The following is a 26,579-nucleotide window of genomic DNA, read 5'->3' on the forward strand; positions in this document are numbered from 1 at the left end:
CCTGGAAAAAGGAAAAGCAAAGCGGGCGCCGGCCTTGCGACCAGCGCCCGCGGCGAGGATGGGTTACGGGGCGGGAATGGCGGCGAGCGCGGCCAGGAAGCGTTCGCGCCACCAGTGCACGTCCTGCTCGCGAATCTGCGCGAGCAGTGTCTGGTGTCGGCGCTGGCGTTCGTCCAGCGGCATCTGCAGTGCGCGCTGAATGGTCTGCGCGGTGCGCGAGGTGTCGTAGGGATTGACCAGCAGCGCATCGCGCATCCGCTCGGCCGCACCGGCAAACCGCGAGAGCACCAGCACGCCGGGATCGTCCGCGTCCTGAGCGACGATGAATTCCTTGGCCACGAGGTTCATGCCGTCGCGCAGCGGCGTGACCAGCGCCACGCTGGCCGCGCGGTAGAGGCCGGGCAGGCGTTTGCGCGCCACGCTGCGGTGGATGTAGCGCACCGGCATCCAGTCGAGCTCGCCGAAGTCGCCGTTGATCGATCCGCACAGGCTTTCGAGTTCCTGCCGCAGCGCCGCATACGCGTCCACCGACTCGCGGCTGGGCGCGGCAATCTGGATCAGCGTGGCGCTGCCCAGGTTCTCCGGGTAGTCCTTCAACAACTGGCGAAACGACTTGAGCCGCTGCGGCAAGCCTTTTGAGTAGTCCATGCGCTCCACGCCCAGCAGCAGGCGCCGGCGCGAATACTCGGTGCGCATCTGGTTGAACATGTCTTGCGATTCGCGGCCCTTGCCGAGATCGATGAACTCGTCCACGTCGATGCCGATCGGGAACGCCTGCACCTGCAGCGTTTTCCCGAACGCACGGAATTCGTGCTCGCCCAGGATGTCGGCTGGCACCTCGGTGCCCACGTAGCGAGCGAAGTGCGCCACGTCGGCCTCGCTCTGGAAACCCACCAGATCGTAGGCGAACAAGGAACGCATCAGCCAGTCGTGTTCGGGCACAGCCGCAAGGATCAAGGGCGGGGGCAGCGGGATGTGCAGGAAGAAGCCCATGCGCTGCTTGCAACCCATCGCCCGCAGCTCGGCCGCGAGTGGAATGAGGTGGTAGTCGTGCACCCAGATCACGTCGTCGGGCTTGAGCAAGCTGGCCAGCTTGTGCGCAAACATCTGGTTCACGCGCCGATAGCCGCCGATGTAGCCGGCATCGAAATCCGCCAGGTCCAGCCGGTAGTGAAACACCGGCCAGAGCACGCCGTTGCTGTAGCCGAGGTAGTAGCTGTCGTGGTCTTCGCGGCTGAGGTCTACGGTGGCGAGTTGCACCTTGCCGGCCTGGTGCAGGTGCAGCTCGCCTTCGCCCGGCGTGCCGTCTTCCACCACTTTTCCGCTCCAGCCAAACCACAAACCACCCGATGATTCCAGCGCCTGCCCCAGCGCCACCGCGAGCCCGCCCGAGGCGGTCTTGCGCGGATCGGCAATGCGGTTGGAGACGACGACCAGTCTTCCCATCTAAATCACCGTGTCCCAGTCGGCGGAGAGTCGAACCGCCGCGTTGATGATGCCCACCATCGAGTAGGTCTGTGGGAAGTTGCCCCACATCTCGCCGGTGGTGGCGTGCGTGTCCTCCGACAGCATGCCCAGCGGGTTGCGCGCGGCCAGCATGGTCTCGAAGATGGCGCGCGCTTCAGCCACGCGGCCGATGCGAGCGAGCGCGTCGATGCGCCAGAAGGTGCAGATGTTGAAGGCGGTCTCGGGCGTGCCGAAATCGTCGGCCGCTTCGTAGCGGCGCATGAAGGGGCCATCGCAAAGGTGTTTTTCCAGCGCCTCCAGCGTCGAAATGAAGCGGGGATCCTTCGGGTCGATCAGGCCCACTTCGGCCATCAACAACACGCTCGCGTCCAGATCGCGGCCGCCAAAGCTCTCGGCAAAAGCCTGGCGTTCCTCGTTCCACGATTCGCGCAGGATGCGTTCGCGCATGGCGTCGGCGTGGCGCTTCCAGTAGATGGCGCGCTCCGGCAGGGCGAGTGTGTGCGCGATCTTGGCCAGGCGGTCGCAAGCGGCCCAGCACATCAGCACCGAGCTGGTGTGCACCCGGGCGCGCGTGCGCAGCTCCCACATGCCAGCATCGGGCTGGTCGTGGATGCGCACGGCCTGCTCGCCTACTTCCTCCAGCCGCTCGAACTCGGCCAGGCCTGCGGGGTGCAGCAGGCGGCGGTCGTGAAACGCCTGTGCGGCGGCCAGCACGATGTTGCCGTACACGTCGTGCTGAAAATGTTCCTGCGCCTGGTTGCCCACGCGAACCGGGCCCATGCCCCGGTAGCCCGGCAAGGTGTCGCAGATGCGCTCGGGCAGCTCGCGCTCCAGGCCAATGCCGTGCAGCGGTTGCACATGCCCACCGCCTGCGCCCACCACCACGTTGGCGAGCCAGCGCAGGTAGTCTTCCATAGTGCCCACCTCGGCCAGGCTGTTGAGCGCGCGCACCACAAAGAACGCATCGCGCAGCCAGCAGTAGCGGTAGTCCCAGTTGCGCTGGCTGCCCGGCGCTTCAGGAATGCTGGTCGTCATGGCGGCGATGATCGCGCCGGTGTCTTCGAACAGCGAGAGCTTGAGCGTGATGGCGGCGCGGATCACCGCGTCCTGCCATTCCAGCGGCAGGGCCAAGCGCTGGCTCCAGCCGCGCCAGTAGGCCAGCGTTTCCTGCTCGAAGTGTCGCGCCGTGTCCCCCACGCCACCTTCGAGCGTTTCGTCCGGGCCGATGAGGAAGTTGTGTTCTCGCGTGAGCAGGAAGGGCTCGCGCGCCAGCACGTGGCTGATGGAGGCGTCGGTCTGCAGGCGCAGCGTCTGCTGGTCGCCCACGTAACGAATGTGGTTGCTGCCCGAGGTGATGGTGGGCGCCTGGCGCCCCCAGTCGAAGCGCGGCGTCACGCTCACGCGAATGCGCGGCGCGCCTTGCAGCGGGCGCACGCGGCGCACCAGCATGGTGGGACGAAAAAAGCGCCCGCGCGAGAGAAAGCGCGGCGCGAAATCGGTGATGGCAATGCCCTGACCATGGCGGTCCCACAACTCCGTGACCAGCACGGCCGTGTTGGGCTCATAACGTTGCCGGGCCTCGGCCAGGTCTTCAATCTCGATCGCGAAGGAACCCTGCTCGGCGTCTTCGCCGCCCAGCAGGGCGTGGAACACCGGGTCGCCGTCGAAGCGCGGCAGGCAACTCCAGACCACGCGTCCGTGCGGATCAATCAGGGCGCTGAACGCGCAGTTGCCCACCACGCCCAGCGAGAGAGATGGCGGGGCGGGGGGCGCGAAACCGCGCGCTGCGTGGGGGATGTCGTCGGGTTTCATGGCGTGGCAGCTTGCGCTTGCAGAGATTCGGATAACCAGGTTCGCAGAGCGTCGGGACTCGGGCAGCGGTACAGAGCGCAAGTGGGACCATCGCCGATCTTGATGCCCGCACCGCCCAGACGCTGGGCCACTTCAAAACCGGCCTCGTCGGTGACGTCGTCGCCGGCGAACAGCGGCACGCGGCCGGCAAAAGGCGCTTCCTGCATGAAGGCTTCAATGGCCAGCCCCTTGCTGACGCGAGCGGACTTCACTTCCACCACGGCCTTTCCGCGCAACAGTTGCAGCTCGGGATCGTTGGCGATCACCGAGGCCAACGTCGTCACGCACAAGGCCTCCAGCGCCGGTGCCAGGCGGAAGTGCAGGGCCATGGAAGTGCGCTTGTGTTCGACCAGCAGGCCCTCGTGCCGGGCGGCGATGGCCTGGGCGGCTTCAAGCGCTGCGGCCAGGCCGAGCGGTTGTGCCTGTTCAAAAAGACCTTGAGCCGACTCGCGCAGAGCGCCATGCTCGAACGCAGCTGGCCAGCGCCACGGCGAGAGCATGGGCTCGATGTCCTGGCGCGCGCGGCCGGTCACCAGCGCGAGCGCGCCGTCGAGCCGTTGGTGCAGCTTGTCCAGCAGGGAGGCCAGTTCCACGGGGACCAGCACCGAGTCGGGCCGTTGGGCCAGATCGGCGAGGGTTCCATCAAAGTCCAGGAACAGGGCCGAGCGGTCTGTCAGCAATATCGGTAATGTGCTCATCAAGCCAATACCGTAACAGACGCGGCGATGGGCCAGCGCCGGCGCTGCCATGACCGACCTCTCCGCTGCGGGACTTGTTGCCTTGCTTGCGCTTTGTTTCGACTTCAGTCCGGCGCAGCCAGACCCATGCCTTCGGCGAGCGCCTTCACGCGAGCGCGCTGGATGCGCTCACCCACCCGAGGACCGGCAAGGCCGTCGGCCTGGGCCTCTGCCGCCACCACGGCGGTGTCCACCGATTGCGCCAGCGCCAGTGCTTGCGCGAGCCGCGCGCGCTGGGGGTAGCCGTGTTCGCTGTGCCCCAGCCGGCCACGTGCGTCGCATTCGCAGGCCAGCAGCACATCGTGAAACCGCGCCGGCTTGCGCAAGGCATCGCAGCGTTCGAGCAGGCGGACCAGCGCCGCCGCACCGAGTTCGCCGCTGCGGTGGATGTTGCCGTGCTCGCGTGCCACCACATCGGCCAGCTCGCGGCATTCCACCGGCACGCGCCAGCGATCGCAAACCTGTTTGAGCAGTTTCGCGCTGCGCGCTTCGTGCCCGATGTGCCGAGGCAACTCTTCTACCGGCGTCGTGCCCTTGCCAAGGTCGTGGCACAGGCAGGCGAAGCGTGTGGGCAGGTTTGCGCCCAGGTGCGCGCTCATGTCCAGCACCATCATGAGGTGCACGCCTGTGTCGATTTCCGGGTGGTACTCGGGGCGCTGTGGCACGCCCCAGAGGCGATCCACCTCGGGCAGCAGGCGCTTGAGGGCACCGCATTCGCGCAACACCTCGAACATCCGGCTGGGCCGTTGCTCCATGAGTCCCCGCGCGAGTTCCTGCCACACACGTTCGGCCACCAGGTGGTCCACCTCGCCGTGCTCGACCATCTGGCGCATCAGTTCCAGCGTCTTCTCTGCCACCGTGAAATCGGGAAAGCGCGCGGCAAACCGCGCCACGCGAAGGATGCGCACGGGGTCTTCAGCGAACGAAGTGGTGACGTGGCGCAGCACGCGATCACGCAGGTCTTGCTGGCCCTGGTGCGGATCGATCAACGGTGCGTGGGCCGGCTGGTCGGCGTGCTCGGCAGCGACCGCCATGGCGTTGATGGTCAGGTCGCGCCGCGCGAGGTCGTCTTCCAGTGTGACGCCAGGCGCAGCGTGGAATGCGAAGCCGTGGTATCCCGGCGCGGTCTTGCGCTCGGTGCGCGCGAGCGCATATTCCTCGTGCGTTTGGGGATGCAGGAACACCGGAAAATCGCGGCCCACCGGCAGGAAGCCCTGGTCCACCATGGCCTCGGGCGTGGCACCCACCACTACCCAGTCGCGGTCCACATGCGAGCCTTCAGGCGAGCCTGCGTCGCGCGCCATCAGCGCGTCTCGAACCGCGCCGCCCACAAGGTAAATTTTCATGGGGGCGAGTTTAGGGGTATCGCCCTGTCAGCGGCCCAGTCGATAGGGTTCATCGAAATCGATGAAATCCTGTTCCTTCAGTGCGTCCTTGATCCAGGCCTGCACACCGGGCAGCGCCGTGACCCGCGCGACGTAGGCCGCCAGATCGGCGGGTACCGGCAGGCCGTAGGTGTTGATGCGCATGCAGACCGGTGCAAAGTAGGCATCGGCAATGGTGAAGTCCCCGAACAGCAGGCTGCCCTCGGGTTGAGAGGCCAGCAGGTCGCTCCACATGCCGCAGAGCCGCGCGACGTCGGCACGCACGTCGGGTTTGTCGCGCCAGATGAGGCGGCCCACATCGGGCAGCGAAGCCTCGATGTTCATGGGGCAGTGGTTGCGCAGCGCGCTGAAGCCGCTGTGCATTTCGGCACAGATGCTGCGGGCCCGGGCGCGCGCTGTCTTTTCTGCGGGCCACAGCTGCTTGTCAGGAAAGGTCTCGGCGAGGTACTCGGCGATCGCCAGGGTGTCCCAGACGGCAAAACCGTCGTCCACCAGCACCGGCACTTTGCCAAGGGGGTTGACGGTGCGCAGCTTGCTCTTGAACGTAGATTGGGCGTCGAACGAGTCGAATCGCACCATCACTTCTTCAAACTCGATACCGGCCTGTTTCATGAGCACCCAGGGGCGCATGGACCAGGACGAGTAGTTCTTGTTGCCGACGTAGAGCTGCAGTGACATGGGATTCCCCTGGTTGAATCCCGGGATGTTAGTGGAGCCCGGTCCTCAATTGATGCCAAACCGGGCCTCCATTGATTCGCCCGATCAGGCGTATTTTTCGAGGATGCGTGTCGAGCGCTCGACTTCGCGGAAGGTTTCTACTTCCGAGTTCGATTCCGAGATCGCTTCCATGACTGTGCAGGCCATCATGCGGTAGAAGGCCTTGTCCATGGCCTTGCGCGCCGCCGACATCTGCTGGGCCACATCTTCGCAAGGGCGTGCGCTGTCCACCATTTCAATCAGGCCTCGCACCTGACCCTCGATGCGCTTGAGGCGGTTGATCACCTCTCGCTGGTGTTCGGTGCGAACACCCGGATTTCCCTGCAGCAGGGTGATCTTGCGGGACGTGAGCGGAACCGGAAGCGGGGAGGGTACTAGGGTGGCGGTCATGGGCTCTCCTGTCGGTTGAAAGTATTCGCTTTTGACGAGGCGACGAAGTGTGCCAAACAAATACCTCACCCTGAGGGGTTCGAGCCCGAAACGCGCTAGCGACGTGCCGAATGGCGGTAGGCAAGCAACCGGCTGCGGCCGCCTTGGTCGCCCAGGTAGGTGGGGGCGATGGTGAGCGGGCTGGCTGCGGCGATGCCGAGTGAAGCCAGGCCGGGCCATTGGTTGGAGGCCACGTTGTCGACCGACATCGCATCCAGGTTGTCGCGGCTCATCAGGGGCTCGCCCGGCAGCATTTCCATGACGCGCGCCTGCAGCCTCGCCAGCGCACCGGGCAGCGGCAGGATCGGCCGCTGGCGGCTGCCATGGCGCCCCGCGATGCGCACCAGATCCGCCAGCGTGTACACCTCGGGGCCAGCGCACTCGAAGGTCTGGCCTACGCTGCTCATCGGCAGGTCGGTGTCGCGCAGGGCGGCCACCACCGCGCTGGCCACGTCTTCCACCCACACGGGCTGGAATCGTGCCCTGGCGCCGGCCAGTGGCACCAGTGGCAGCACCGATTGCATGCGGGCAAACAGGTTGAGGAAGCGGTCTCCGGCGCCGAAGATCACGCTGGGACGCAGGATGGTCAGGTCGAGGCTGGCGCCACGCAAAACCTCTTCGCCACGCGCCTTGCTGCGCTGGTAGCGGGAGGGCGCGTCCAGGCTCACGCCCAGCGCGCTGACGTGCACCACCCTTCGCAGACCATTCGCCACACACGCTTCGGCCATGGACAGGGGCAGCTCCACATGGACCTTCTCGAAGGCGTCTTCGCTGCCGTGCAGGATGGCCACCAGGTTGACCACGGCATCGTGTCCCTGCATCAGTGCAATCAGCTGCGTGGAGTCGTGCACGTCGGCTTCGATCACGGTCACGCGTGGCAGCGGCTGCACGTGGGCCGCGTTCACCGCGCGCCGCGTGGGCACGGTGATGCGCCAGCCCTGGCGGTGAAGTTTTTCGCAGACATGGCGGCCGACAAAGCCGGTGCCACCCAGGACGAGCACATTTCTGATCGGTGTCATGGCAATTCGGTGTTGATGGCCTGTGCGGTCTGGGCGCGTGGGCCTACGGTGCCCAGGCGTGCGCGCAACGATTGCGGCTGGCCGCTGAGGATGGCGGCGTAGTGTGTGGTGTTGGCCAGCACGCGCTTGACGTAGTCGCGCGTTTCTTCAAAAGGAATGTTCTCGGCCCACACCTCGCCCGTCACAGTGGGGCCGTTGCGCCAGGCGCGTGAGCGGCCGGGCCCGGCGTTGTAGGCGGCGGCGGCCAGCGGCAGCGATCCTTCGAAGTCGTCCAGCGCAAACTTCAGGTAAGCAGTGCCGATCTGAATGTTGATGTCGCGATCGTTGATCTGGCCGGGCTTGAAATCGGTCAGGCCGATCTTGCGCGCGGTCCAGCGGGCGGTGGCGGGCATCACCTGCATGAGGCCCGAGGCGCCGACGCCCGAACGGGCATCGGTGATGAAGCGGCTTTCCTGCCGGATGAGGCCGTACACGTAGGCGGGGTCCAGTCCGATCTCCCTGGCACGGGGCACCACCGATTCGCGGTGTGGCATGGGGAAGCGCTGCGCGTGGTCGAGTGCCTGCGGCGTGCGCTCGCTGGTGTTGATGCAGCGGTCCCACAGCTCGTGGCGGCAAGCCAGTTCGGCGGCAGCCAGCAGCTCGCGTTCGGGCAGTCCGCCGGGCGTGTGCAGGCCCACCGTGTAGTTCCATTCGCGCACGCCTTCGCTGCGCAGGCCAAGCTTCATGGCGATGAGGGCGCGGCGCAGGCCCGGGTTGGTTTGTGCGCCTGCAATTTCCTCCGGGCTGAGAGCCTCCGGAGCCGCTGGCACCGTGATCGGACGGCCCAGCGCTTCCATGGCGAGCATCTCGTAGAAGCCACGCGGGGCGGCGACGGACTCGAACAGCGCGTTGGCCTGAGCGGTAGCGGCGATCGGATCGGGCAGCTTGAGCGCCTGCACCGCGCGCCCCTTCCAGTAGACCCAGGCCGGATCGTTGCGCTGCGCCTCGCTCATGGCGGCCACGGCGTCGCGCACATGGCCCCAGGCGCCCGCGCGCATGCCGGCGCGTGCCTTCCAGGCCAGGTGCTCGTCGTGCATGAAACGGTCTTCGCCGTTGGCGAAGTAGCTCAGGGCTTCAGTTTGCAGCTTTTGGGCTGATCGCTTGCCGATCACTCCCCAGATCCAGCTTCGCTCCTCCTTCGTGAGCTGGGTCTTCCAGCGCACGTGGTCGGCCTCCACCGCTGCGGCGGCGGGGTCGCTGGAGGCCAGGCGGATGATGGCCAGCGTGACCAGTTCCTTGGTGCGCGGGCGGATGGCGGTGATCTTGTCGTCCAGGTACCTGGCTGGGTCGCTCGCGATCTGGTCCACCGTCGAGGCCCGTTCCGGGTCCAGCAGCGCCACGGCCTGGCTGGCCACTCGCGGGCGGTTGGAGTCCATCGCCAGCCGTGCACGTTGCCACACCGCCTCGGGCTTCAGGTGGCCGCTGGCCAGCAGGGACTGCGCCGCGGTGGCGCAACCGTCTTCGGCTTCGCGCTGAGCGAGCCAGTTGGTCTGCACCTGCACCGCTGCTGCGTCTGCAGCCACTCGCCCGGCGGCGGCGTCGAGCATCAGCCCGTAGCACCTCACCTGGCGGTCGTCCTGCATCCGGAATTTCGGCAACTCAGCTTCGAAGTCGGCCCAGTTGCGTGCCTTGCCCAGCAGCAGCAGCCAGTCGTTGCGCAGCCGGTCTTCCCAGTAGGTGCCCGCCATGCGGTCCAGCGCAGCGCGAATTTCAAACGGGCTGGCGGTTTCCAGTCGAGGCCGCATGGTCCAGTACATCGCCAGGGGCTCGAGGGCGTGCCCCCGAGCCTGAGGCAACAGATTGTCCAGTTGCGCTGTATTGCTGCGCCGAAAGGCTTCGCGCATTTCAAGCAAGGTGGCATCCGACCCGCCCGACGCCGGCTGCGCACACGCTGCAGCGGCGTGCAACAGCGTGCCCGCCATAATGAGCCGCAAGCCGGCCACGATCTGCTTTTGAATTCCCTGTGTCATACCAACCCGTTTCATGCGCTGATTATGGACAACAAAGACGGTCACAGTGCCTCACGACCCCACACGGCGCCCGCTGAAGGATCGGCTGCGGCGCTGAAGATCGAGTGGCGCAAGTCGCTGATCGAGAAGCGCCAGGCCCTGGCCGACCGCAACCTGCGCAACGACTTGCTGCAGCGGGTCATGCGCGTCTGGTTGATCGAGCGGCCCGACGCCATCATTGGTGCCTACTGGCCCATCAAGGGCGAGTTCGATCCCCTGCCCGCGTTGTTCCGATGGCAGGAGGCGGGCCTGGAGGAAGACGCTCAAGGTGCGCAGCGGCACCGCCGCATTGGCCTGCCGGTGGTCAACAAGGTGGACAAGACCCTGACCTTCTACACGTGGTACCCCGGCTGCCCGATGGAGGAAGACGCCTACGGCATTCCGAAACCGAAGGACACCGAAATCGTCGAACCCACGTTGATCTTTGTGCCGTGTGTGGGCTATGGACCCGGGGGATTCCGCCTGGGCTACGGCGGCGGTTTCTACGACCGCACGCTCGCCAGCCTGCAACCCAAGCCCTTCACCGTGGGGCTGGGCTACGACTTCGGTTATTTGCCGTATTTGAAGCCGGAAGCCCACGACGTCCCGCTGGATGCGATCCTGAGCGACACCGGCGTGATGTGGCCTGAAAGATAGAGCCCCCACGCTCCGCCGCTGCTCGGGTCGCTGCCCCCCGAGGTGGCTGGCCTTGCTTGGGGCGGCCCTGCGCTGCGGCCGACTTCAAGGGTGCTCTGCCGTGGCGTGTGCCTCGGTGATGCGCTTCTCGCGACGCACCAGGTAGAGCCCGCTGGCGATGATGATGGCCGCGCCCAGCCAGGTGTGTGAGCTGGGCAGCGTGTGCCAGATCAGCCAGTCAAGCCCCAGCCCCCACGCCAGCGCACTGTATTCAAACGGCGCCACGGCGGAAGCCTGGCCGTGGCGGAAGGCTTCTGTGATGGCCAGCTGGCCGCAGAAGCCGGTGATGGCCAGGGCCAGCAGCAAGGGCGCGTCGGCGCGCTGAATGGCCACCCACTCGGGCAAGGCCAGGGCGCCCGCGCCAATGGACATGATCACCATCATCCACAGCACCATGCTCTCGCTGCTGTCGGTGCGGCTGGCGAGCCGGCCCGCGACGGCCGCGATGGCATAGCACAGGGCGGCGCCCAGCGTGGCCAGCCCGCCGATGGTGACAAAACCCGTCTGCAGGTCGGCACCGCTCGGGCGCAGTGCGATGAGCACACCCGTGAAGCCGATGCCAATGGCCCACCAGTGCGCCATGGGCACCCGCTCCTTGAGCACCGGGACCGACAGGGCTGTGATGAGCAGCGGCGAGATGAAAAACAGTGTGTAAGCGGCCGACAACGGCAGCTCGCGCACGCCCATGGTGAACAGCGCCAGCATGGTGATGCCCAGCAGGCCGCGCAACAGGTGCAGTGGCCAGCGCACCTTGAGCACGGTATGCCAGGCACCGCGCCAGGCGATGTAGATGAGCACCAGCGGCAGCGCCGTCATGCCGCGCAGTGCGGCGATCTGTAGCACCGGGTAACGGGCGGCGAGCGTCTTGAGCACCGCGTCCATCAGCGCGAAGAAGCCCACCGCCACCAGCATGAAAACGATGCTGCGCAGGTTGCCACTGGCATGGTCACGCATTTTCGTCATGGGCTTCAGTCAATCTGGTCGACGGTATCGGGATCGGGCACATCACCAATGGCCTCGCGGGTCAGCGCCGCCTGCAGCAGCAGCCATTCGCAAAACGCTTTCACTTCCGGGCGCTGCACGCTGCGGGGCGCCACCATCAACCAGTAGACCAGGGGCGAGTCCAACCGTGTGTGCGGCAGCGGCTCAACCAGGTCACCGCTGGCGAGGCTTTCTGCCACCAGTGGCAGGCGCGCCAGCGCCACGCCCTGGCCGGTGAGCGCGGCCTGCACGATCTGGTTGGCGTAGTTGAAGTACATCCAGCGCTGCGGCGTGAGCTTGGGCTGAAGGTGGCTGCGCGTTGCGCGCTTGCCCGATTTGTTCATGGGCACGCTGCCAAACGTGTCCAGCCAGCGTTGCCAGGTGAGCCACTCCAGGTGGCGTGTGCGGTGCGCATCGCCGGCTTCGATCAGCGCGCAGTTCGAGAGGTCTTCGATGCTGTGGATGGGGTGGCTCTTGAGCAGCCACGGACTGGCGACCGGTGTGAGCTGCTCGCCAAACAGCCGCGTTGCCGAGGAGGGCACCGACTGCGGCACGGCGTAGCGCAGGGCCAGGTCCACGTCGGCGGTGGCGAGATCGACCGCGTTGTCGGTCGCGTCGATCCGGATGTCGATGTCGGGGTGGTCGCGCTGGAAAGCCTCCAGCCGGGGGATCAGCCACATGGAGGCAAACGATGCCCAGGTGGCGATGGCCACACTCTTGCGCCCGGCGCTCTGGCGAATCTGCCGCACGGCGGTGTCGATGCGCTCGAGCGACGTGCTGGTCGCCCGCAGCAGCTGCGATCCCGCGCTGGTGAGCTCGACCGCGCGCGTGTGGCGCAGAAAAAGGGCCGTGCCCACCTCGTCTTCCAGCGCCTGGATCTGCCGGCTCACCGCGCTCTGCGTGAGCGAGAGTTCTTCAGCGGCAGCGCGGAAATTCAGGTGGCGGGCCACCGCGTCGAAGGCCCGCAAATGACCTGCGGCGATCGGTCGGGTACGGGGGTGGCTGCTGGTGAGCTGCATGTCGAGGCTCCGGGCATTGATGCGGTTGTCGAATCAATAGGTTACTGCGTATTCATTGGACCCATGGGGGCAAAGCGGAGAAGATTGATGCCCAGGATGAGCCATCGTCCCTTACCAGGAGTTTCACATGACCACCCATTCCGCTTCCTGCTCCCCGACCCTCCAGCGCGCCATTGGCGCCGCTGCGGCGCGTGGCTGGCGGCTGGATGCCCGCCGCGCGATGAGCCTGCGCCCCAAGGTACCCAGCCGTTTGTACATCACACAGGGGCGCGCCTGGGTGACGCTGGGCTTGCCCGCGCAGGGCCACGGCAACGAGCTCGGCGACCACATGCTGGAGGCCGGTCAAAGCCTGGCGGTGCCGGCCGGTGCGCGCGTGGTCATGGAGCCGTGGCAGCCCGCGCAACCCACGCCGGTGCGCTTCGAGTGGTGCAGCGAGGCCGAAGCCCGCGCCGCGGAGGTCCAATCCCGCTTTGGTCGCGAAGTGGCCACACCCGGCCGCGAGCTGGTGGTGGCGCTGGGTCAGGCCGGCTGGGCGTTGGTGCGGCTGGTGCGTGGGCTGCTCGGCTACAGCGAGTACCTGGTCGCGGGCCGCGGCCGCGTTCTCACGCCTTACGAGTCGAACCCACCTTGACCGGTTTGCGTTTGGGCTTGCGGGCCGCCACAGCGGCCTGCAGGGCCAGCCGCGCCCAGGGCAGCATGAGCGCAGGCGACTCCAGCGCTTCGGCCGGGGGCGTGTGGTAGTTCAGTTTCATGCGCTTGCCCCTGGCCTCGAACACGAAGGGCTCCGCGCCCACGGCCAGCCATTGCGGTTCGGTGTCGGCGTTGGTCTTCAGGAAGAGCGTGTCCCACGCAATGATCCCGACGTTCATGCCATCGACCGAGATGCCCCAGCCGCCGAACATGCGCTTGGCCACACACGGCCCCAGGCCAGAGAGCAGTTCGCAGGCGTAAGAGGCAAAGGGGTCGATCGGCTTGGCCATGCGCCATCTTAGATTCCCTCCGGCAGAATGCGCCGATGGCCCGTCCCAAATCCGCCTCCCACGACCTCAAGCGCGACCAGATCCTCGATGTCGCCGCGCAATGCTTCGCGCGACAGAGCTTTCCCGCCGCCAGCATGAACGACATCGCCGCCGCCTGCGGCACGAGCAAGGCGCGCCTCTACCACTACTACGAGAGCAAGGAAGCGATCCTGTACGACCTGCTGGACCGCTACACCCAGCGCCTGCTGGCGCTCATTGGCGAGTCAGAAGCGCGCGCGCAGCGCAAAAACCTCAGCGAGCGTGAAGCGCTCAACGAACTGGTGCGGGCCTTCCTGGCCGAGTACGAAACCTCGGCCACGCGCCACGTCGCTCTGGTGTCCGACACCAAATTCCTGGGCGAAGTCCAGCGCGAGCTCATCCTGAACCGCCAGCGCGACGTGGTGGCGGCCTTCACCCGTTTCCTCAAACGCGCCTACCCGGAGCGCGTGACCGGCGCCAACCAGACCGCCCTGACCATGATGCTGTTCGGCATGATCAACTGGACCTTCACCTGGCTGCGCCCCGGCGGCCCCATGAGCTACAGCGCCTTCGCCGACGAGGTGGTGGCGATGTTGGAACGCGGCATGACCGGTGGCGCGGTCGGGGTTTAGTGATTTACGTATGCGTAACGAATTTCGTTTAGTTAAAATCGCGCCTCACCCCACCTGGAGACAACCATGAGCAAAGCCTTCGCCTCCCAGGCCGACCTGGCCGACAAGAAAATCACCTTCGAGCAGCTCAGCCCGCACTGCTGGGCCTACACCGCCGAAGGTGACCCGAACTCGGGCGTTATCATTGGCGAGAAATTCATCATGGTCAGCGACGCCACCGCCACGCCCGCCATGGCGCGCGACCTGATCCAGCAGATCCGAACGGTCTCGGACAAACCCATCAAATACGTGCTGCTCACGCATTACCACGCGGTGCGCGTGCTGGGCGCGAGTGCGTATGTGGCCGAAGGCGCCACGGAAATCATCGCCAGCCGTGGCACCTACGAGCTGATCGTGGAGCGCGGCGCCGAGGACATGCAGAGCGAAATGGAACGCTTCCCGCGCCTCTTCCGGGGTGCCGACAGCGTGCCCGGCCTGACCTGGCCCACCCTGGTGGTGGGTGATGGAAAACCGGGCCGCCAGGGCAGCCTGGAGGTGGACCTCGGTGGCGTGAAGGTGCAGATCTGGCACCCGGGCCCGGGCCACACCCGCGGCGACACCATTGCGTGGGTGGAAGAAGAGAAGGTGCTGTTCAGCGGCGATCTGGTGGAATACGAGGCCGGCGTCTACACCGGCGACGCCCAGCTGGAAGAGTGGCCCACCACGCTCGAAGCCCTGCGCGCGCTCAAGGCCGAGTACATCGTGCCGGGCCGGGGCGAGGCCATGAAGGGCAACGCCGACGTGAACAAGGCACTGGACTACACGCAGCGCTGGGTGACCACGCTGTTCCAGGCCGGCAAGGAAGCCGCTGCCGCCGGCATGGACCTCAAGTCCGCCATGGCGCACACCCGCAAGAGCATGGACCCGGTGTTCGGCCACGTGTTCATCTACGAACACTGCCTGCCGTTCGACGTGAGCCGCGCCTACGACGAAGCCAAGGGCATCAAGAACCCACGCATCTGGACGGCCGAGCGCGACAAGGAAATGTGGAGCGCACTGCAGGCCTGACGCCCGTTTCGATCAGTGGTAGTCCGATTCGCGCTGGTGGCGCAAAGCCAGCACGAGCACGACATCGGCGGTGTCGTCGTACCGGTACAGCGCGAGGTAGCCGGTGCGCCCCCGGGAGATCACGAGTTCACGCAACCCTTGCGGGAGTGGGCGGCCCACCAGGGGATGGTCACCCAGGATATGCAGTGCATTCAGGATCAGATCCACAGTGCCCACCGCAGCCTCAGGCGCTGATTGAAGGAGGAATTCGGTCAGGCGGTTCAGGTCGGCAACCGCTTCGTCTGCCAGCAGCCAGCGCGTCACGCGCGAGGCTTTTTCTTGAGGGCTGCCAGCGTTGTGGCTTTCGGAGGTCGTGTGGTGGGCTTGCTGCCGGCCACTGCCGCCCGCACGCGTTCGCGAAGGTGGCTGGCATACGCTGGACCATCGAAAACGGGCCCACCCGATTCCGCCCGCGCCAGTGCTTGTGCGGCGCGCTCCACGAAACTGACTTCGGCCTCGATACGATCAAGCTCGCCGCCAATCGCCTGCACCATGAGTGCATGGGGTGTGACGCCCTTGCGCGAGGCGATGGCCTTGAGTCGTGAGTGCGTGGAGTCGTCGAGCTTGACGGAAACGTTCGACATGGATTGCCAAAGAAATTTGAGGTGTTGATATCTTACTACCAGTCGCCAGGCAAGTTGTGCCTGCGGCAGGTCGCTGACAATTCGGCCCTCAACATCCACGGCTACATCCGCTAACCACATGCTCGACCACTCCGCCACCGACTGGGGCGTCGTCGCCGTCTTTGCCGTCGTGTACCTCGGCATGTTCCTCGGCGGCCTGCCTCGGCTGAAGCTGGACCGCTCGGGCGTTGCCTTGCTGGGTGCCATCGCCGTGATTGCGCTGGCCGGGCTGCCGGTGGAAGACGCGGCGCGGGCCATCGACCTGCCCACCATCGTGCTGCTGTTCGCCTTCATGGTGGTGTCGGCGCAGATGCGGCTGGGTGGTTTCTACGGCGCCGTGACGCGCCGGGTGGGCGAGATGCCGCTCTCGCGCAGTGGTCTGCTTGCGGCGCTCATCCTCGTGGCGGGCGCGCTCTCGGCGGTGTTCTCCAACGACATCGTCTGCCTGGCCATGACGCCGGTGGTGGCGCGCCTGTGCCTGCGCCGCGGCATCGATCCGCTGCCATTTCTGATCGGGCTGGCCTGTGCGGCCAACATCGGCTCGGCCGCCACGTTGATTGGCAATCCGCAGAACATGTTGATCGGATCGGTGTTGCAGTTGCCGTTTGCGGGGTATGTGCGTCAGGCGTTGCCGCCGGTGCTGATCGGGCTGGTGCTGTTGTGGGGGTGGTTGGCGTTCGGGCCTGGGGCGAAAGCGGGGGCAGGGGCTAGGAGCCCTCACCCCCGCCCTCTCCCAGAGGGAGAGGGAGTGAATGCAGAGCCCTCGTTCGATGCCTGGCAAACCGCAAAAGGTCTGGTGGTCGCTTGCTCGCTTTTGCTGATTTTCCTGTTCACCGACTGGCCACGCGACGTGGCCGCGCTGGTGGGGGCCGGCGTGCTGTTGCTGAGTCGTCGTCTGCATTCGGCGCATGTCATGGGCCTGATCGACTGGCCGCTGCTCATTCTCTTCATGGGCCTGTTCGTGGTGAACCACGCGTTTGAAACCACTGGGCTGGCGGCGCAGGCCGTGGCCTGGCTGGGCACGCAGAGCGTCCACCTGGCCGACCCCGGTCCGCTGCTGGTGGCGGGGGCGGTGCTGTCCAACCTGGTGTCGAATGTGCCGGCGGTCATGCTGCTGTTGCCGCACCTGGGCGGGAGCGGTGAGCAGGCGGGTGTGATGCTCGCGCTGGTGAGCACGTTTGCCGGCAATTTGCTGCTGGTCGGCTCGATCGCCAACCTGATCGTGGCCGACCTCGCGCGCCAGCAGGGCATCGAGATCGACTGGAAGCGACACGCCATCACCGGCATTCCGGTGACCTTGATGACGCTGGCTGTGGTGTGGGGCTGGATGAAGTTTGTGGCTTAGTCGTGAATGGACGACAGGAACTGCTGCAGTTCCGGCGTCTCGGGCGACCCGAAGAGTTTTGCCGGCGGGCCCATTTCATGCACGCGTCCCTGGTGCATGAAGATCACGCGGTCGCTCACCTTGCGGGCAAAGCTCATCTCGTGCGTCACCATGAGCAGCGTCATGCCCTCGTCGGCCAATGACTCCACCACGCGCAGCACCTCGCCCACCAGCTCGGGGTCGAGCGCGGAGGTGATCTCATCGCACAACAGCACGCTGGGCTGCATGGCCAGGGCGCGCGCAATCGCCACGCGCTGCTGCTGGCCGCCGGAGAGTTGATCGGGAAACGCATCGAATTTCTCGCCCAGGCCCACGCGGTACAGCAATTGCCGCGCGCGTTCGGCGCCTTCGGTGGGCGAGGTCTTCTTCACCAGACCCGGCGCGAGCATCACGTTGCGCCCCACGCTCAGGTGCGGGAACAGGTTGAAGTTCTGAAAGATCATGCCCACGCGCTGCCGCAGCTCGCGCATGGCGGCGGCGTCCTTGTGCAGCAGGGGCTTGTCGTCCACGCTGAGGGAACCGGCCTGGAAAACCTCCAGCCCGTTGATGCAACGCAGCAGCGTGCTCTTGCCGGAGCCGCTCTTGCCGATGATGGCGATCACCTCGCCCGCCTTCACCTGCAGGTCGATGCCCTTGAGCACCTCGTTGCTGCCGTAGGATTTGCGCAGCTGTTTGATGTCGACGATGGTGCGCACGGTGGCGGGGGAGGCGGGAGCTTCAGCGACTTGCATTGAGTTTCCTTTCCAGGGTGCGCGCGTACAGGCTCACGGGGAAGCACAGCGCAAAGTACATCAGGGCCACACAGCTGTAGACCAGGAAGGGCGCGAAAGTGGCGTTGGTGATCATGGTGCCGGCCTTGGTGAGTTCGATGAAGCCGATCACCGAGGCCAGTGCCGTGCCCTTGACCACCTGCACCAGAAAGCCCACCGTGGGCGCGATGGCGATGCGCGTGGCCTGCGGCAGCACGACATAGCGCAACTGCTCGCCGAAGTTGAGTGCCAGACTTTGCGCCGCTTCCCACTGGCCCTTGGGCACAGCGGCCACGCAACCGCGCCAGATCTCGACCAGGAAGGCACTGGTGTAGAGCGTGAGCGCCACCGATGCGGCTGTCCACGCCGAAGTCTCGAAGCCGAACAGCGCCAGACCGAAATACGCCAGGAAGAGTTGCATCAGCAGCGGTGTGCCCTGGAAGAGCTGCACGTAGCCGGCGACGAAGATTTCTGCGCCCGGCCATTTCGCGGTGCGCGCCACCAGCAAGGCCATGCCGACGATGCCACCGCCGACGAAGGCGATGAGCGAGAGCACCACCGTCCAGCGCGCGGCCAGCAGGAGGTTGCGGACGATGTCCCATAAGGTGAAGTCAACCACGGCGGCCTCCGAACAGGTAGCGCGGTCCCATCCAGTTCAGCAATGCGCGCACACCGATGGACAGCACCAGATAGATGCCGGTGGCGACGATGAAAGCCTCGAACGCGCGGAAGTTTCGGCTCTGGATCAGGTTGGCCGCAAAACTGAGTTCCTGGGTGGAAATCTGCCCGCACACCGCCGAGCCGAGCATCACGATGATGATCTGGCTCGTGAGCGCGGGCCACACCTTCTTGAGCGCGGGTGGCAGCACCACGTGAAAAAACGTCTGTACGCGCGAGAGCGCCAGACTGGCGGCCGCCTCGAACTGTCCCTTGGGCGTGGCCTCGATGCCCGCGCGGATGATCTCGGCGGCATACGCCCCCAGGTTGATCACCATGGCGATCACCGACGCGATCTCGGGCGTGAGCTTCACCCCGGCGGCGGGCAGGCCGAAGAACACGAAAAACAACTGCACGATGAAAGGCGTGTTGCGGATCAGCTCCACGTAGGTGCCTGCAAGCCAGCGCAGTGCCACCGGGCCACTGCTGCGCGCCCAGGCACAGGCCGTGCCCAGCAGCAGGCCGATCACCGCCGAAATGGCGGTCAGGCCCAGCGTCCAGAGCACGCCCTTGGCCAGAAGAGGCCATTGGGCGAGCACGGCGGGAAAGTCGAGTTCGATGCCCATGGGGCTCTTTCACTCCGGGAGCGTGCCCGCCGGACGGCCAAGCCACTTCTTCGCCATGGCATCGAGTTCACCCGCCTTCTTCGCCGCCACGATGATCTCGCTGACCTTGGCGCGCAGCGCGTCTTCACCTTTGGCCACGCCGATGAAGTTCGGGCTGTCCTTGAGCAGCAGCTTGTATTCGGCGCCGAGCGCAGGGTTGCGCTTGATCATGTTGTCGGCCACGGACACCCCGGTGGCGATGAACTGGGTCTGGCCCGAGACGAAAGCCGACACCGTGGCGTTGTTGTCCTCGAAGCGCTTGATGTCCGTGTTGGCTGGAGCCACCTTGGTGAGCTCCTGGTCTTCGATGGCGCCGCGCGTCACGGCCACCGACTTGCCGCCAAGGCCATTGAAGTCCGCAAGCGCCGCACCCTTGGGGCCATACACCGCCTGGAAGAAGGGCGAGTAGGCGGCGGTGAAGTCGATCACCTTCTCGCGCTCCGGGTTCTTGCCCAGCGTGGAGATGACAAGATCGGCCTTTTTGGTCTGCAGGTAGGGGATGCGGTTGGCACTGGTCACGGGCACCAGTTCAACCTTCACGCCCAGCTTGGCCGCAATGAGATTCGCGGTGTCCACATCCAGCCCTTGCGGCTTGAGGTCGATGCCCACGAAGCCATAGGGCGGGAAATCGGTGGGCACGGCGATCTTGATCAGCTTGTTCTTCATCACACCTTCCAGCGCTGTCTGGGCATGGGCAGCGCCCATGCCGAGTGCGGCGGCGAGGGCCAGCGTGGACGTGATGAAGGCGCGTTTGGTGGTTCTCATAGCAGGGCTCCTAGGTAGGTTTCGGTCGGGGTGGCGGGGTTGAGGTCTGTTTTTCGATGGCGCTTTTTCACGGCGGGGCTGCTGGCTTCGCGCACGGGAGCCAGCGCCTCGCGCAGATCGGCCAGCGGATCGTTGGGCGCGCCCAGCCGCAGTGCGGCCTGCACCTGGCCAATGTGTGCGGCCATCAGCTGCTCGGCGGCCTCCACATCGCCGCGCTCCAGGGCGGCGACGATGTCCACATGGTCCTGGCACGACTGCACCGCGTCGTGGTTGCTCTGGTAGAGCATGGCAATCAACGTGGTGCGGGCGGTGAAGTCGCGCAGCGTGTCGGCCAGCAGCTGGTTGCCCAGGCATTCGGCCAGGCACACATGAAAGTCGCCCAGCAGGTAGCTGCGCTGGCCCACGTCGTCGCCCTTCAGGGCGGCCTGTTCCTGTTTCAGGTGCTGGCGCAGTCGCCGCAAGGCGTTCTTGTCGATCGCGCGCGCGCTGCGGATCAGGCCGGTTTCGATCACGCGGCGCGCCTCGAAGGCGTCACGCGCTTCCTCGTGCGAAGGTTGCACCACGTACCAGCCGCGGCGCGAACTCACGGTGACGATGCCGCGCGCAGCCAGCCGCACCAACGCCTCGCGCACCAGCGTGCGGCTGCAGTCGAACAGCATCGACAGGCTCTGCTCGCCCAGGCGCGTGCCTGGCGCCAGACGCTGGGCCAGCACGGCTTCGATGATGCGTTGGGCGATGTCGGTGGAACTGACCATGGAAGACCTCTTGGGGGTCTTCCATGCGAATTCCGTGCCACGGCCATACAAGCCTTGTATGCAAGATGAATGCACCTGGCTTGTGCGCACTCAGGGTGCGCGCGCGCCTGCGCGCACCAAAGCGTGTTGCGCCCGATGCCGCCGGGCCGCCGTTCTGGTGCGTGTTCAGCGCTGGGCGCTGAGCACCCGGAAGTCGTCTTCGTAGCCTTTGAGCACGCGCACCGCGTTCGCCCGCTGCTCGGGCGTGGTGCTGTTGTGCAGGCGGGCGAATTGCGCGCAGCCCTGGCGCACCAGCTCGCGCTGGTAGTCGTTGTAGCCCGGTGTGGGTGAACGGTTCACGCGCGCATAGTGTTCGCGCACCAGTTGCTGCGCTCGCGCGGGCGCCGCCTGTGCTTCGCGCACGGTCTGCAGCAGGTCGGCCTGGCGGCGCAGCCGCTCGGCCTGGGTTCGCTGGGCGTCGAACGGCGAGGACTGGATCAACTCGCGCAGCAGCGCAAGCTGCTCCTTGCTGAGCGTGCCGTAGAGCATTTCGCTGCGGCTGGTGGCGCGCTCCAGGCGCTTCTTCAGGCGCTGCTCGGGATTGCCGCGCAGGAAGTCCTTCTCAAACTCCTCGTTGCTGCGCGCCTGATGGCGTTGCAGGTGCTCCAGCTGTGCCGGTGTGAGCTGCAAGGCCAGGCGCGTGAAGGGCTCCACAGTCCGGTCCGCCGCACGCTCGATGCGTTCGCGCACATCTTCGAACTGCACGCAGGCCTGCGCGGGCGTCAGGTCTGCCGGCGCCAGCGCCTGCCACTCCCGCAGCCGCCCGGCGTACACCGGGAGCTCGTTCTGCCGGTGCCACTGGAAGAACTGGTCGAGGGCATCGCGCGTCTGCGTCGACTGCGCATCGTCCAGATCCACATACGCGTCGAGCCACCAGTAGCTGATGGTAGGTGCCTGGTTGTAGGCCAGGCGCGCCGCAGTGCAGGCCGACATGGCCACCGCCAGCACCAGCCCCGCCCCCAGCCAGGCGAGGCGGCGGGCGATAATCCGCCGCAGGCGAAGGCCGGCAAGTGCGCCGCGCAGCCAGTCTCCGAAAGAGGTGTTCATGTCGTTCCCGGTGGATGTGGTGGTGATGGCGGCCGGCAAAGGCACGCGCATGAAGAGTCTGCGGCCCAAAGTGTTGCACCGTTTGGGTGGCCGCGCACTCGCCCAGCATGTGATCGACTGTGCAGCGCGGTTATCGGCGCGCTCGGTGGTGGTGATCACCGGCCACGGCGCCGAGCAGGTTGAAGGCGGCCTCACGACGCCGGTGGGCACCACCGAAAGCCCCGCCCCGAGCCTGCGCTTTGTGCGCCAGGAACCGCAGCTGGGCACCGGCCACGCCGTGCAGCAGGCGGTGCCGGTGCTGGCCAACGACGGTGTGGTGCTGATCCTCAACGGCGATGTGCCCTTGATCGGGCAGGGCACCCTGGAGGCCTTGCTGCAGGCGTGCGGTGGGCAGCATCTGGCGCTGCTCAGCGTGGACACGGGGGGCGACGCCACGGGTTATGGGCGCATCGTGCGCTCCGTGGACGCAGACCGGTCGGTGCACGCCATCGTGGAGCACAAGGACGCCAATGAGGCGCAGCGGCGCATCACCGAGTGGTACAGCGGCGTCATGGCGGCGCCGGCATCGTTGCTCAAGCCTTTGCTGGCGGGATTGACCAACGACAACAGCCAGCGCGAGTACTACCTGACGGACGTGGTGAAGCATGCCGTGGCGCAGGGACTGGTGGTGAGAGCCATCACCACGCACGACGCGGTGGAGGTGGCGGGGGTGAACAGTCCGGTGCAGCTCGCCGAACTCGAGCGCGCGTACCAGCGCCGCCTGGCGCATGGCCTGATGGAGCAGGGCGTTCGTCTGGCGGATCCGGCGCGGCTGGACGTGCGGGGTGAGCTGCTCTGCGGCCAGGACGTGGAGATCGACGTCAACTGCGTGTTTGAAGGCCGCGTGAAGCTCGGTGAAGGCGTGCGCATCGGTGCGAACTGCGTGATCGCCAACGCCGCCATCGACGACGGGGCGGTGATTCACCCCTTCACCCACATCGACGGCGAGAAGCTGGGCGTGTCGGTGGGGCGCGGCGCCCTGGTGGGGCCCTTCGCGCGGCTGCGGCCGGGCGCGCAACTCGGTGCCGAGGTGCACATCGGCAACTTTGTCGAGGTCAAGAATTCCACCCTGGCCGCCGGCGCCAAAGCCAACCATCTGGCTTACCTGGGCGATGCCACGGTGGGCGAGCGGGTGAACTACGGGGCGGGCAGCATCACGGCGAACTACGACGGGGCGAACAAGCACCGAACCGTGATCGAGGCCGACGTGCACGTGGGCAGCAATTGCGTGCTGGTGGCACCCGTCACCATCGGCGCGGGGGGCACGGTGGGCGCGGGTTCCACCATCAGCAAAAGCACAGCGCCGGGTGTGCTTGCCGTTGCTCGTGGCCGGCAGGTGTCGCTGCCGAACTGGAAGCGCCCCGAGAAGAAACGCTGATTGCTCAGCCTCCGCGCACGTCGAGCGACTGCCCGTTGAAGCGGCTGTTGCCGAAGCCGCTGTGGCCGCTGTTGGCTGCAGGGCGACGGCCAATGCCGTTGAGGTCCATCAGACGGCTCAGACCCATCACTTCGGAGTCGCGGAAACCGGTCTGCGAGTGCTGCTGGTCGAATTCGGAGAACTGGCTTTCCAGTTGCTGCATGGCGCTTTCGCGAGCGTCTTCCTTCGGCTTGGGCTTGGGCAGCGCAGCCAGGTTCAGTTGCTCGCGGAAATCTGCGGGTGACGGCATGCGGTGCAGGCCGTTCTTCAGGAACACAAAGCGCACGCCGGCGGTCTTGAGGATGCGGTTCTTCATCTTGGCCTGGTGCGTCTTGGCCTTGGCGTCGCTCAGGTGGTATTGCTCGATATCGAAAGCAAAACTGGGCCGGCCGTCTTCACCGCACACCACGAAGTCCACCTTCTGGTTGTTCAGCCGTTCCATGGCGCGCTGTCGATCGGCCGCGCGACGCACCGAGAGCATGCTCTTGAGGGCCACATTGGGCAGCACCACCTGACCAGGAAAGGTGTCCTGCAGATAGTCGAGCATGTGCACCTGCTCGATAGTGAGAATGCGTTCAGGCGTGTAGCGGTCTTCGCGACCGGACGATTTGCCCTGGGACAATTTCCTGTAGGCCCACGCACCCAGCCCGAGCAAGACGATCACGCCCGCGGCAATGGCGATCCACATCATTTCCATACAACCTCCTTTGGCTGGACGGCGAGTCCGCCCAGTCGAGATGGTGAGGTTGTTACAGACCGGCAGGCGCGTCAACACTTGGTTGGCGAGTCGATTCCCCCAACTGTGCGTTTTGCATCAAAAGCGCCGGGCAATTGTGGCCAAAGGTACACATATCCCGTCAGCCCTTGGGTGTCTGGCCCAACGGCAGGCGGGGTTCGAACTTGGCGCGCTTGAGGCTGAAGAAGGCCTTGATGTTGCGCACATTCGCATCGCTGGTGAACAGGCGCTGCGCCAGGGCCAGGTAGCCCGGCATGTCGGTGCAATGCACCACCAGCATGAAGTCGGGTCCCGGGCTCACGCGGTAGCACTGCTGCACCTCCACCACCGGCAGCACGCGCGTCTCGAACGCATCCAGTTGCTCGGCACCCTGGCGTTCCAGGGTGATTTCCACCAGCGCAGTGAGCCCGTGGCCCAGCAGGGGTGCCAGCCTGTCGGGGCTGAGCAAGGCCACTTCGCGCTCGATCACACCCAGCTGACGCAAGCGCTTCACGCGCCGCAAGCTGGTGGGCGGCGAGAGATGGGCCAGCTCGGCCAGGGTCTGGTTGCTGCGTGAAGCGTCGGTCTGGAGCAGATCGAGCAGACGCAGATCGGCGTCATCGATGGTGATTACTTCCATAGTTTGTCAATAAATGAATTTTTCTTCCGGTCATGTGTTAATGAGAAATTATCTGTCATAGCTAACGAAAGTATGTCGACTTATTTCTCAAAGGTCTGATTAGCATCTGCCCATTCAAATTTAAGGAGCGTGACATGTGCGGGATCGTGGCGGGGGTTTCAGGGCGCGACATCGTGCCCGTGCTGGTTCAGGGGCTGCAACGTCTGGAGTACCGGGGTTACGACTCCTGCGGTGTGGCGGTGCACAGCGGGGGGCTCAAGCGGGCACGCAGCACGGCTCGTGTGGCCGAGCTGGCGCAACAGGTGCAGATCGAGGGCATCGGAAGCGGTACCGGCATCGCGCATACCCGTTGGGCCACGCATGGCGCGCCAGCGGTGCACAACGCACATCCGCATTTCAGCCACGGTCCCGGCAGCAGCAGCACGGCTGCGGGCCGCGTGGCCTTGGTGCACAACGGCATCATCGAGAACCACGACGAGCTGCGCGCAGCGCTGCAGTCCAAAGGCTATGTGTTCGAGAGCCAGACCGACACCGAGGTGATCGCCCACCTGATCGATTCACTCTACGAAGGCGACATTTTTGCCGCGCTGCAGGCGGCCGTGCCCCAACTGCACGGCGCCTACGCGCTGGCCGTGTTCCACAAGGACGAGCCGCACCGGGTGGTGGGCGCGCGCGCCGGTTCACCGCTGGTGCTGGGCGTGGGCACTGCCGATGGCGAGCACTTCCTGGCCAGCGATGCCATGGCCCTGGCCGGCGTGACGGACCAGATCGTCTACCTGGAAGAGGGCGACCTGGTGGACCTGCAGCTCGGCCGCTACTGGGTGCTCGACGCCTCGGGCCGTTCGCTCGATGCCACGCAGCGCCCGGTGAAGACCGTGCACGCGCACAGCGGTGCGGCCGAACTCGGCCCCTACCGGCACTACATGCAAAAGGAAATCTTCGAACAACCGCGCGCCATTGGCGACACGCTTGAAGGCGTTGTCGGTATCACGCCAGAGCTGTTTGGTGACCGTGCGTACAGCGTGTTCAAGGACATCGACAACGTGCTCATCCTCGCGTGCGGTACCAGCTATTACAGCGGCTGCACCGCCAAATATTGGCTGGAGAGCATGGCGAAGATCCCCACCCAGGTGGAAGTGGCCAGCGAATACCGCTACCGCACCAGCGTGCCCAACCCGCGCACCCTGGTGGTCACCATCACGCAAAGTGGCGAGACCGCCGACACGCTGGCCGCGCTGCGCCACGCGCAGGGTCTGGGCATGAAGCACACGCTGACCATCTGCAACGTGGCCACCTCGGCCATGGTGCGCGAGTGCGAGCTCGCCTACATCACCCGGGCCGGTGTGGAGATCGGCGTGGCCTCTACCAAAGCCTTCACCACGCAGCTCGCCGGCCTGTTCCTGCTCACGCTGGCGCTGGCTCAGGTGCGCGGGCACCTGAGCGACGAAGCCGAAGCCGAACACCTCAAGTCCATGCGCCACCTGCCCGTGGCGCTACAGGCCGTGCTGGCGCTGGAGCCGCAGGTGATCAGCTGGGCCGAAGACTTTGCCCGCATGGACAACGCGCTCTTTCTGGGCCGCGGCCTGCACTACCCCATTGCGCTGGAAGGCGCCTTGAAGCTCAAGGAAATCAGCTACATCCACGCCGAGGCGTACCCGGCCGGCGAGCTCAAGCACGGCCCGCTTGCGCTGGTGACCGCCGCCATGCCGGTGGTGACGGTGGCGCCCAACGATGCCTTGCTGGAAAAGCTCAAGAGCAACATGCAGGAAGTGCGTGCGCGCGGTGGCGTGCTCTATGTGCTGGCCGATGCCGACACCCGCATCGCCAGCAGCGAGGGCATTCATGTCATTCGCATGCCCGAGCACTATGGCGCACTCAGCCCGCTGCTTCACGTGGTGCCGCTGCAGATGCTGGCGTACCACACGGCGCTGGCGAAGGGCACCGATGTGGACAAACCCCGGAACCTTGCCAAAAGCGTCACGGTGGAGTGAGCTGTTTGCGTACGTTGCCGCACTGACGGAGGAGATCGGCCCCAGCAAC

General features: G+C 65.9%; 28 protein-coding genes. 7 read left to right on the plus strand and 21 right to left on the minus strand.

What is annotated here, in order from left to right; genetic code table 11:
* Positions 1 to 63 precede the first annotated feature (63 nt).
* From otsA to CAP37_RS01215, 8 genes are all read right to left on the minus strand, one after another.
* Positions 64 to 1,446: an alpha,alpha-trehalose-phosphate synthase (UDP-forming) gene (otsA, locus tag CAP37_RS01180; RefSeq protein WP_086122475.1), complete on the minus strand. Its 1,383-nt coding sequence runs from the start codon at positions 1,444 to 1,446 to the stop codon at positions 64 to 66.
* Complete coding sequence (locus tag CAP37_RS01185) at positions 1,447 to 3,279, minus strand: glycoside hydrolase family 15 protein (RefSeq protein ID WP_086122476.1); 1,833 nt, start codon at positions 3,277 to 3,279, stop codon at positions 1,447 to 1,449.
* Positions 3,276 to 4,016 (minus strand): trehalose-phosphatase, encoded by a 741-nt coding sequence (gene otsB / locus CAP37_RS01190; RefSeq protein ID WP_086124762.1) that lies wholly within the window; start codon positions 4,014 to 4,016, stop codon positions 3,276 to 3,278. The genes CAP37_RS01185 and otsB overlap by 4 nt, the downstream gene beginning before the upstream one ends.
* 104 nt (positions 4,017 to 4,120) lie before the next feature.
* Entirely contained in the window at positions 4,121 to 5,401 is a 1,281-nt protein-coding gene (locus CAP37_RS01195) for a multifunctional CCA addition/repair protein (RefSeq protein WP_086122477.1), read from the minus strand.
* A gap of 27 nt (positions 5,402 to 5,428) precedes the next feature.
* Entirely contained in the window at positions 5,429 to 6,118 is a 690-nt protein-coding gene (locus CAP37_RS01200; RefSeq protein ID WP_086122478.1) for a glutathione S-transferase family protein, read from the minus strand.
* Between the two features lie 84 nt (positions 6,119 to 6,202).
* Positions 6,203 to 6,547 (minus strand): metal-sensitive transcriptional regulator, encoded by a 345-nt coding sequence (locus CAP37_RS01205; RefSeq protein ID WP_086122479.1) that lies wholly within the window; start codon positions 6,545 to 6,547, stop codon positions 6,203 to 6,205.
* Positions 6,548 to 6,642: 95 nt separating this feature from the next.
* Positions 6,643 to 7,596: a complex I NDUFA9 subunit family protein gene (locus tag CAP37_RS01210; RefSeq protein ID WP_086124763.1), complete on the minus strand. Its 954-nt coding sequence runs from the start codon at positions 7,594 to 7,596 to the stop codon at positions 6,643 to 6,645.
* Positions 7,597 to 7,601: 5 nt separating this feature from the next.
* Entirely contained in the window at positions 7,602 to 9,614 is a 2,013-nt protein-coding gene (locus CAP37_RS01215; protein WP_086122480.1) for a lytic transglycosylase domain-containing protein, read from the minus strand.
* 24 nt (positions 9,615 to 9,638) lie between these two features.
* Here CAP37_RS01215 and CAP37_RS01220 point away from each other — a divergent pair, with 24 nt between their 5' ends.
* Positions 9,639 to 10,289 carry a 5-formyltetrahydrofolate cyclo-ligase gene (locus CAP37_RS01220; RefSeq protein WP_086122481.1) on the plus strand — a complete coding sequence of 217 codons (651 nt, stop codon included), beginning with the start codon at positions 9,639 to 9,641 and terminating at the stop codon, positions 10,287 to 10,289.
* 84 nt (positions 10,290 to 10,373) lie between these two features.
* On the opposite strand, the gene CAP37_RS01225 is transcribed toward CAP37_RS01220, so the two are convergent.
* Positions 10,374 to 11,291, minus strand: coding sequence for a DMT family transporter (locus tag CAP37_RS01225; protein ID WP_256926846.1), 918 nt, complete (start codon positions 11,289 to 11,291; stop codon positions 10,374 to 10,376).
* Positions 11,292 to 11,296: 5 nt separating this feature from the next.
* Positions 11,297 to 12,328: a LysR substrate-binding domain-containing protein gene (locus CAP37_RS01230; RefSeq protein ID WP_086122482.1), complete on the minus strand. Its 1,032-nt coding sequence runs from the start codon at positions 12,326 to 12,328 to the stop codon at positions 11,297 to 11,299.
* Positions 12,329 to 12,455: 127 nt separating this feature from the next.
* Between CAP37_RS01230 and CAP37_RS01235 the strand changes: the two genes are divergently transcribed.
* A complete protein-coding gene (locus CAP37_RS01235; RefSeq protein WP_086122483.1) occupies positions 12,456 to 12,959 on the plus strand; it encodes a DUF2917 domain-containing protein in 504 nt (167 codons plus the stop codon).
* On the opposite strand, the gene CAP37_RS01240 is transcribed toward CAP37_RS01235, so the two are convergent.
* A complete protein-coding gene (locus tag CAP37_RS01240) occupies positions 12,931 to 13,308 on the minus strand; it encodes a TfoX/Sxy family protein (RefSeq protein ID WP_086122484.1) in 378 nt (125 codons plus the stop codon). The two genes, CAP37_RS01235 and CAP37_RS01240, sit on opposite strands and share 29 nt — an antisense overlap.
* Positions 13,309 to 13,343: 35 nt before the next feature.
* Between CAP37_RS01240 and CAP37_RS01245 the strand changes: the two genes are divergently transcribed.
* A complete protein-coding gene (locus CAP37_RS01245) occupies positions 13,344 to 13,958 on the plus strand; it encodes a TetR/AcrR family transcriptional regulator (protein WP_086122485.1) in 615 nt (204 codons plus the stop codon).
* Between the two features lie 66 nt (positions 13,959 to 14,024).
* Positions 14,025 to 15,005: an MBL fold metallo-hydrolase gene (locus CAP37_RS01250; protein WP_086122486.1), complete on the plus strand. Its 981-nt coding sequence runs from the start codon at positions 14,025 to 14,027 to the stop codon at positions 15,003 to 15,005.
* Positions 15,006 to 15,017: 12 nt separating this feature from the next.
* Here CAP37_RS01250 and CAP37_RS01255 read toward each other — a convergent pair whose 3' ends face one another.
* Both CAP37_RS01255 and CAP37_RS01260 read right to left on the minus strand, forming a co-directional pair.
* Positions 15,018 to 15,308, minus strand: coding sequence for a type II toxin-antitoxin system RelE/ParE family toxin (locus CAP37_RS01255; RefSeq protein WP_086122487.1), 291 nt, complete (start codon positions 15,306 to 15,308; stop codon positions 15,018 to 15,020).
* Complete coding sequence (locus tag CAP37_RS01260) at positions 15,305 to 15,628, minus strand: CopG family ribbon-helix-helix protein (RefSeq protein ID WP_086122488.1); 324 nt, start codon at positions 15,626 to 15,628, stop codon at positions 15,305 to 15,307. Before CAP37_RS01260 ends, CAP37_RS01255 begins: the two co-directional genes overlap by 4 nt.
* Positions 15,629 to 15,746: 118 nt before the next feature.
* On the opposite strand from CAP37_RS01260, the gene CAP37_RS01265 reads away from it, so the two are divergent.
* Positions 15,747 to 17,012, plus strand: a complete 1,266-nt coding sequence (locus CAP37_RS01265; protein WP_086122489.1) for an anion transporter — start codon at positions 15,747 to 15,749, stop codon at positions 17,010 to 17,012.
* Here the strand turns inward: CAP37_RS01265 and CAP37_RS01270 are convergent.
* The 6 genes from CAP37_RS01270 to CAP37_RS01295 form a co-directional block, all read right to left on the minus strand.
* Positions 17,009 to 17,782 (minus strand): amino acid ABC transporter ATP-binding protein, encoded by a 774-nt coding sequence (locus tag CAP37_RS01270; RefSeq protein ID WP_086122490.1) that lies wholly within the window; start codon positions 17,780 to 17,782, stop codon positions 17,009 to 17,011. The two genes, CAP37_RS01265 and CAP37_RS01270, sit on opposite strands and share 4 nt — an antisense overlap.
* Positions 17,769 to 18,419, minus strand: coding sequence for an amino acid ABC transporter permease (locus CAP37_RS01275; RefSeq protein ID WP_086122491.1), 651 nt, complete (start codon positions 18,417 to 18,419; stop codon positions 17,769 to 17,771). The genes CAP37_RS01270 and CAP37_RS01275 overlap by 14 nt, the downstream gene beginning before the upstream one ends.
* Positions 18,412 to 19,083, minus strand: coding sequence for an amino acid ABC transporter permease (locus CAP37_RS01280; RefSeq protein WP_086122492.1), 672 nt, complete (start codon positions 19,081 to 19,083; stop codon positions 18,412 to 18,414). The genes CAP37_RS01275 and CAP37_RS01280 overlap by 8 nt, the downstream gene beginning before the upstream one ends.
* Before the next feature lie 9 nt (positions 19,084 to 19,092).
* Positions 19,093 to 19,887 carry a transporter substrate-binding domain-containing protein gene (locus CAP37_RS01285; RefSeq protein WP_143435862.1) on the minus strand — a complete coding sequence of 265 codons (795 nt, stop codon included), beginning with the start codon at positions 19,885 to 19,887 and terminating at the stop codon, positions 19,093 to 19,095.
* The gene (locus CAP37_RS01290; RefSeq protein WP_086122493.1) at positions 19,884 to 20,642 is read right to left on the minus strand and encodes a GntR family transcriptional regulator; all 759 of its coding nucleotides are present in this window, start codon (positions 20,640 to 20,642) and stop codon (positions 19,884 to 19,886) included. The genes CAP37_RS01285 and CAP37_RS01290 overlap by 4 nt, the downstream gene beginning before the upstream one ends.
* Positions 20,643 to 20,807: 165 nt before the next feature.
* Positions 20,808 to 21,728: a DUF6279 family lipoprotein gene (locus tag CAP37_RS01295; RefSeq protein ID WP_086122494.1), complete on the minus strand. Its 921-nt coding sequence runs from the start codon at positions 21,726 to 21,728 to the stop codon at positions 20,808 to 20,810.
* On the opposite strand from CAP37_RS01295, the gene glmU reads away from it, so the two are divergent.
* Complete coding sequence (glmU, locus tag CAP37_RS01300) at positions 21,727 to 23,145, plus strand: bifunctional UDP-N-acetylglucosamine diphosphorylase/glucosamine-1-phosphate N-acetyltransferase GlmU (protein WP_086122495.1); 1,419 nt, start codon at positions 21,727 to 21,729, stop codon at positions 23,143 to 23,145. The two genes, CAP37_RS01295 and glmU, sit on opposite strands and share 2 nt — an antisense overlap.
* Positions 23,146 to 23,149: 4 nt before the next feature.
* On the opposite strand, the gene CAP37_RS01305 is transcribed toward glmU, so the two are convergent.
* Positions 23,150 to 23,881, minus strand: coding sequence for a DUF2726 domain-containing protein (locus CAP37_RS01305; RefSeq protein WP_086122496.1), 732 nt, complete (start codon positions 23,879 to 23,881; stop codon positions 23,150 to 23,152).
* Between the two features lie 160 nt (positions 23,882 to 24,041).
* The gene (locus tag CAP37_RS01310; RefSeq protein WP_086122497.1) at positions 24,042 to 24,539 is read right to left on the minus strand and encodes an Lrp/AsnC family transcriptional regulator; all 498 of its coding nucleotides are present in this window, start codon (positions 24,537 to 24,539) and stop codon (positions 24,042 to 24,044) included.
* Between the two features lie 134 nt (positions 24,540 to 24,673).
* Between CAP37_RS01310 and glmS the strand changes: the two genes are divergently transcribed.
* Positions 24,674 to 26,530 carry a glutamine--fructose-6-phosphate transaminase (isomerizing) gene (glmS, locus tag CAP37_RS01315; protein WP_086122498.1) on the plus strand — a complete coding sequence of 619 codons (1,857 nt, stop codon included), beginning with the start codon at positions 24,674 to 24,676 and terminating at the stop codon, positions 26,528 to 26,530.
* Positions 26,531 to 26,579: the final 49 nt, after the last annotated feature.

Source organism: Hydrogenophaga sp. IBVHS1, assembly GCF_002127265.1.
Lineage (GTDB): Bacteria > Pseudomonadota > Gammaproteobacteria > Burkholderiales > Burkholderiaceae_C > Hydrogenophaga.

Bases quoted from the DNA above. Each gene is read 5' to 3' on its own strand.
- CAP37_RS01225 (WP_256926846.1), bottom strand. From the start codon at position 11,291: ATGACGAAAATGCGTGACCATGCCAGTGGCAACCTGCGCAGCATCGTT.
- otsA (WP_086122475.1), bottom strand. From the start codon at position 1,446: ATGGGAAGACTGGTCGTCGTCTCCAACCGCATTGCCGATCCGCGCAAG.
- CAP37_RS01295 (WP_086122494.1), bottom strand. From the start codon at position 21,728: ATGAACACCTCTTTCGGAGACTGGCTGCGCGGCGCACTTGCCGGCCTT.
- glmU (WP_086122495.1), top strand. From the start codon at position 21,727: ATGTCGTTCCCGGTGGATGTGGTGGTGATGGCGGCCGGCAAAGGCACG.
- CAP37_RS01230 (WP_086122482.1), bottom strand. From the start codon at position 12,328: ATGCAGCTCACCAGCAGCCACCCCCGTACCCGACCGATCGCCGCAGGT.
- CAP37_RS01240 (WP_086122484.1), bottom strand. From the start codon at position 13,308: ATGGCCAAGCCGATCGACCCCTTTGCCTCTTACGCCTGCGAACTGCTC.
- CAP37_RS01215 (WP_086122480.1), bottom strand. From the start codon at position 9,614: ATGACACAGGGAATTCAAAAGCAGATCGTGGCCGGCTTGCGGCTCATT.
- CAP37_RS01310 (WP_086122497.1), bottom strand. From the start codon at position 24,539: ATGGAAGTAATCACCATCGATGACGCCGATCTGCGTCTGCTCGATCTG.
- CAP37_RS01195 (WP_086122477.1), bottom strand. From the start codon at position 5,401: ATGAAAATTTACCTTGTGGGCGGCGCGGTTCGAGACGCGCTGATGGCG.
- CAP37_RS01270 (WP_086122490.1), bottom strand. From the start codon at position 17,782: ATGCAAGTCGCTGAAGCTCCCGCCTCCCCCGCCACCGTGCGCACCATC.
- CAP37_RS01220 (WP_086122481.1), top strand. From the start codon at position 9,639: ATGGACAACAAAGACGGTCACAGTGCCTCACGACCCCACACGGCGCCC.
- CAP37_RS01280 (WP_086122492.1), bottom strand. From the start codon at position 19,083: ATGGGCATCGAACTCGACTTTCCCGCCGTGCTCGCCCAATGGCCTCTT.
- CAP37_RS01185 (WP_086122476.1), bottom strand. From the start codon at position 3,279: ATGAAACCCGACGACATCCCCCACGCAGCGCGCGGTTTCGCGCCCCCC.
- CAP37_RS01260 (WP_086122488.1), bottom strand. From the start codon at position 15,628: ATGTCGAACGTTTCCGTCAAGCTCGACGACTCCACGCACTCACGACTC.
- otsB (WP_086124762.1), bottom strand. From the start codon at position 4,016: ATGAGCACATTACCGATATTGCTGACAGACCGCTCGGCCCTGTTCCTG.
- CAP37_RS01290 (WP_086122493.1), bottom strand. From the start codon at position 20,642: ATGGTCAGTTCCACCGACATCGCCCAACGCATCATCGAAGCCGTGCTG.
- CAP37_RS01200 (WP_086122478.1), bottom strand. From the start codon at position 6,118: ATGTCACTGCAGCTCTACGTCGGCAACAAGAACTACTCGTCCTGGTCC.
- CAP37_RS01285 (WP_143435862.1), bottom strand. From the start codon at position 19,887: ATGAGAACCACCAAACGCGCCTTCATCACGTCCACGCTGGCCCTCGCC.
- CAP37_RS01205 (WP_086122479.1), bottom strand. From the start codon at position 6,547: ATGACCGCCACCCTAGTACCCTCCCCGCTTCCGGTTCCGCTCACGTCC.
- CAP37_RS01265 (WP_086122489.1), top strand. From the start codon at position 15,747: ATGCTCGACCACTCCGCCACCGACTGGGGCGTCGTCGCCGTCTTTGCC.
- CAP37_RS01250 (WP_086122486.1), top strand. From the start codon at position 14,025: ATGAGCAAAGCCTTCGCCTCCCAGGCCGACCTGGCCGACAAGAAAATC.
- CAP37_RS01305 (WP_086122496.1), bottom strand. From the start codon at position 23,881: ATGGAAATGATGTGGATCGCCATTGCCGCGGGCGTGATCGTCTTGCTC.
- CAP37_RS01235 (WP_086122483.1), top strand. From the start codon at position 12,456: ATGACCACCCATTCCGCTTCCTGCTCCCCGACCCTCCAGCGCGCCATT.
- CAP37_RS01245 (WP_086122485.1), top strand. From the start codon at position 13,344: ATGGCCCGTCCCAAATCCGCCTCCCACGACCTCAAGCGCGACCAGATC.
- glmS (WP_086122498.1), top strand. From the start codon at position 24,674: ATGTGCGGGATCGTGGCGGGGGTTTCAGGGCGCGACATCGTGCCCGTG.